This window comes from Azospirillum sp. UFLA03-27, assembly GCF_059803775.1.
Window position 1 is genome coordinate 1 of sequence record NZ_JAUQTX010000369.1, and the last position, 4547, is coordinate 4547.

Below are 4547 nucleotides of genomic sequence, written 5' to 3' on the forward strand. Positions count from 1 at the left end.
GGCCACAACACCAACGTCGGCGACGAGGGCGGCTTCGCCCCCAACCTCGCCTCGACCGAGGACGCGCTGGGCTTCGTGATGAAGGCCATCGAGGCCGCCGGCTACAAGCCGGGCGACGACGTCATGCTGGCGATCGACGCCGCCTCGACCGAATTCTTCAAGAACGGGAAGTACGAGCTGGCCGGCGAGGGCAAGTCGCTGGCGCCGGAGCAGATGGTGGCCTACTGGGCCGATCTGGTCGGCCGCTACCCGATCATCTCGATCGAGGACGGCATGGCCGAGGACGACTGGGAGGGCTGGAAGGCGCTGACCGACGCCATCGGCGGCAAGGTGCAGCTGGTCGGCGACGACCTGTTCGTGACCAACCCGGCGCGTCTGGCCGACGGCATCCGGAAGGGCGTGGGCAACTCGATCCTGGTCAAGGTCAACCAGATCGGCACGCTGTCGGAGACGCTGGAAGCCGTGGACATGGCGCACAAGGCCGGCTACACGGCCGTTCTGTCGCACCGCTCGGGCGAGACCGAGGACAGCACCATCGCCGATCTGGCGGTCGCCACCAACTGCGGCCAGATCAAGACCGGCTCGCTGTCGCGCTCCGACCGGCTGGCCAAGTACAACCAGCTGATCCGCATCGAGGAGATGCTCGGCGCAGCATCCCGTTTCGCCGGGCGCGGCATCCTCAAGGCGTAACGGCCCAAGCGAAGGCGGCTGCGGCAAAGTGTCCGGTGATGCCGGATTTGCTGCGCCGCACCGCCTCTTGCGCTAATATATCAGTACACAAAAAGACGCTCACAGAAGAAGACGGCAAGACGCGCTTCCCCTTTCAGCAAGGCGCGCGCCGGGAGGGATCGGCTGAAACGGGCAGCATCATGCCTATTTCTCTTATCCGGAGTGTTCTGCAATGACTGCCAATGGTGAAACCAGCGGCGACCTCCCGGCCGTGCCGACCGAGGCGGCCCCGATCGAGAACGTCACCTTCGACGAGATCGTGGTCGGGCAGTCCGCCAGCATCGCGCGGCAACTGACCGTGATGGACGTCGAGCTGTTCGCCACCGTCTCCGGCAACATCGATCCGGTTCATCTGGACGCGAAATTCGCCGCCGACAGCCGCTTTCAAAAGGTGATCGGCCACGGCATGTGGTCCGGCGCGCTGATCTCCGGCGTGCTGGGCACCCGGCTGCCCGGCGCCGGCACCGTCTACGCCGGCCAGGACCTGCGCTTCCGCCGCCCGGTCGGGCTGGGTGACGTGATCACCGCCACCGTCACCGTGCGCGAGAAGCAGGCCGACACGAACATCGTCGTCTTTGACTGCCTGTGCACCAACCAGGACGGCGAGGTCGTGGTGACCGGGACCGCCGAGGTGGTGGCGCCGACCCGCAAGGTCCGCCGCGCCGCCCACGCGCTGCCGCAGATCCAGATGATCCGCCACGACAAGCACGACGCGCTGCTGCGCAAGTGCGACGGGCTGGAGCCGGTCGCCACGGCGGTCGCCCATCCCTGCGACGAAAGCTCGCTGAAGGGCGCGGTGGAGGCGGCGGAAGCCGGCCTGATCGACCCCATCCTGATCGGCCCGGCGGCGAAGATCCGCGCGCTGGCCGCCGCCCACGGGCTGGACATCGCCCGCTACCGTCTGGTCGATGTCGAACACAGCCACGCCGCCGCCGCGGCGGCCGTCGCTCTGGCCCGCACCGGCGAGGCCGAGGCGGTGATGAAGGGCAGCCTGCACACCGACGAGTTGATGGCCGAGGTCGTCCGCAAGGAGACGGGCCTGCGCACCAGCCGCCGCATCAGCCACGTCTTCGTGATGAACGTGCCGACCTACCCGCGGGCGCTGCTCATCACCGACGCGGCGATCAACATCTATCCGACGCTGGAGGACAAGGTCCACATCGTCCAGAACGCCATCGATCTGGCGAAGGTGCTGGGCGTCGAGACGCCGCGCGTCGCCATCCTGTCGGCGGTGGAAACCCTCAACCCGAAGATCGCCACCACGCTGGAAGCCGCCGCGCTGTGCAAGATGGCCGACCGCGGCCAGATCACCGGCGGCATCCTCGACGGCCCGCTGGCCTTCGACAACGCGATCAGTGCCGAGGCCGCGCGCATCAAGGGCATCAAGTCGCCCGTCTCCGGTCAGGCCGACATCCTGCTGGTTCCCGACCTGGAGGCCGGCAACATGCTGGCCAAGCAGCTCTCCTTCCTCGCCAACGCCGACGCCGCGGGCATCGTTCTCGGTGCGCGGGTCCCGGTCATCCTGACCAGCCGCGCCGACAACGTCCGCACCCGCCTCGCCTCCTGCGCCGTGGCGGCGCTGGTGGCCGCCGCGCGCCGTCCCGCCCTCGCGCTCAACGCCGCCGCCACCCCTCTGGCTGCGGAGTGAGGATCACACCATGTCGCACCGTGACGCCTGTCTCGTCATCAACGCGGGCTCCTCCAGCCTGAAATTCTCCGTCTTCTGCGGCGCCGGGAGGCACGATCTGGAGGCCGTCCTGACCGGCCAGATCTCCGGCATCGGCACCGCCCCCCGCTTCGAGGCCAAGGACGCGGCCCGCCACGTCCTGGCCGACGGCATCCTGGACGAGGTCGGCCCCGGCGACCGCGCCGGGCTGCTCGGCTTCCTGCTGACCTGGATGCGGCACGAGCTGCGCGACGTGCGGCTGGTCGCCGCCGGCCACCGGGTCGTGCACGGCGGCACCCGCTTCGACGCGCCGGTCCAGCTGACCCCGGCGGTGCTGGCGGAGCTGGAGGCCCTGGTCCCGCTGGCCCCGCTGCACCAGCCGCACAACATCGCGGCGATGACCGCGCTGGCCGAGGTCTATCCGGAGCTGCCGCAGGTCGCCTGCTTCGACACCGCCTTCCACAGCACGCGGCCCTGGCAGGCCCAGATGTTCGCCCTGCCGCGCGAGCTGACCGACGAGGGCGTGCGGCGCTACGGCTTCCACGGCCTGTCCTACGAGTACATCGCCCAGCGCCTGCCGCAGATCGCGCCGGAGCTGGCCGAGGCCCGCGTCGTCGTCTGCCATCTCGGCAGCGGGTCCAGCCTGTGCGGTATGCGCGCGGGCCGCAGCGTCGACACCACCATGGGCTTCACCGCGCTGGACGGCCTGCCCATGGGCACCCGCCCCGGCGTCCTCGATCCCGGCGTGCTGATCTATCTGATGCGCGAGAAGGGCATGGGACCCGACGAGCTGGAGCGGCTGCTCTACCACAAGTCCGGCCTGCTCGGCGTGTCCGGCGTCTCCAACGACATGCGCGCCCTGCTGGACAGCGAGAGCCCGCAGGCGGCGGAGGCCGTGGAGCTGTTCTGCTTCCAGGTCGCCAAGCAGGCGGCGGGGCTGGCGGCCTCCATGGGCGGGCTGGACGCGGTGGTCTTCACCGCCGGCGTCGGCGAGAACTCCGCCCCGGTGCGGGCGCGGGTGGCGGAGAAGCTGGGCTGGCTCGGCGTCCACATCGACGGGGCGGCGAACCGTGCCCGCGCCACGCGCATCTCGGCCGCCGACAGCCGCGTCCCGGTCTTCGTCATCCCCACCGACGAGGAGCGGATGATCGCCAGCCACACGCTGGGCATCCTGGCGCACAGCGCGGTGCTGTCGCCCCTGGCGGCCTGAGCGGACGCCTCAAAGTCCGTCCAGAAAGCTCCGGATCGCGTCGAGAACGAGCGTTTCCTGTTCGCGGTGCGGCACATGGCCGGTGTCGGGGAGCAGCCTCGCGGCTCCCCGCCCGGCCGCGATGCGTTCGGGGTGGGCGGCGGAGCCGTACTCGTCGCGGTCGCCGTGCAGGGCCAGAACCGGGCAGCGTACCGCCGCCAGGGCACGGTCCAGGGTCCAGTCGGCGAAGGCGGGCGACAGCCACGTCTCCGTCCAGGCGTCCAGGACCCAGCGCGCCTTGTCGCTATGATACCGCGCCAGACGCGCGACGTTGGCGGGGTCCTGGAAGTCGCGCTTGGCGTCGCGGATGCCGGCAAGCGTCCTCTCTTCCACGAAGGCCTGTGCGGCGATGGTCACGAGGGCGCGGCAGCGCTCGGGAAAACGCGCCGCCGTCTCGACGGCCATGCCGCCCCCGACGCTGTGCCCACAGGCGACGAACTCCGTCACGCCGAGCTGGTCGCACAGCGGCGGGATGCTGTCCTGCGCCTCCGCGGCGACGAAATCCAGAGCGAGTTGGCCCGGATGGGGGGCGGAGCGCCCGAAGCCGAGCCGGTCGTAGGCGATGACGCGGCGGTTCGTCTCGCTCGCCAGCCGCTGTGGGAAGCCGCGCCACAAGTCCACGCTGCCGAGGGAGTCGTGGAAGAGGATGATCGGCGCGGCAATGGCGGAGTCTGGAGTCCAGCTCTTCGCGAAGAGGGCGCCTTTCGCGGTCCGGATCGTCCATTCGGTTTCGGCTACAGGGGCTTCGTTTGGCGTCGGCATGGCGGGTGGCGTTGCGGTCCTGGGGACATCCGTTATGCCGTGAAGCGCCGAGCAACGCTCGTGGAAACGTATCGGCGTTGCCCTTGCCCCCTTCCTGACCCTGTCTCTTATACACATCTGACGCTGCCGACGATTATACGC

Annotated in this window: 4 protein-coding genes; 3 read left to right on the plus strand and 1 reads right to left on the minus strand. The window is 69.8% G+C overall.

The genetic code is table 11. The annotated features are described in order from the left end of the window. From eno to Q4I23_RS30680, 3 genes are all read left to right on the plus strand, one after another. On the plus strand, positions 1–690 hold a 690-nt coding region (gene eno / locus Q4I23_RS30670), incomplete at its 5' end, for a phosphopyruvate hydratase (protein ID WP_498528724.1). A gap of 211 nt (positions 691–901) precedes the next feature. After that, complete coding sequence (locus Q4I23_RS30675) at positions 902–2377, plus strand: bifunctional enoyl-CoA hydratase/phosphate acetyltransferase (RefSeq protein ID WP_498528725.1); 1476 nt, start codon at positions 902–904, stop codon at positions 2375–2377. Between the two features lie 10 nt (positions 2378–2387). Then, entirely contained in the window at positions 2388–3605 is a 1218-nt protein-coding gene (locus Q4I23_RS30680) for an acetate/propionate family kinase (protein WP_498528726.1), read from the plus strand. Between the two features lie 9 nt (positions 3606–3614). Here the strand turns inward: Q4I23_RS30680 and Q4I23_RS30685 are convergent, their stop codons facing one another. Then, entirely contained in the window at positions 3615–4406 is a 792-nt protein-coding gene (locus Q4I23_RS30685; RefSeq protein WP_498528727.1) for an alpha/beta fold hydrolase, read from the minus strand. Between the last annotated feature and the right edge of the window lie 141 nt (positions 4407–4547).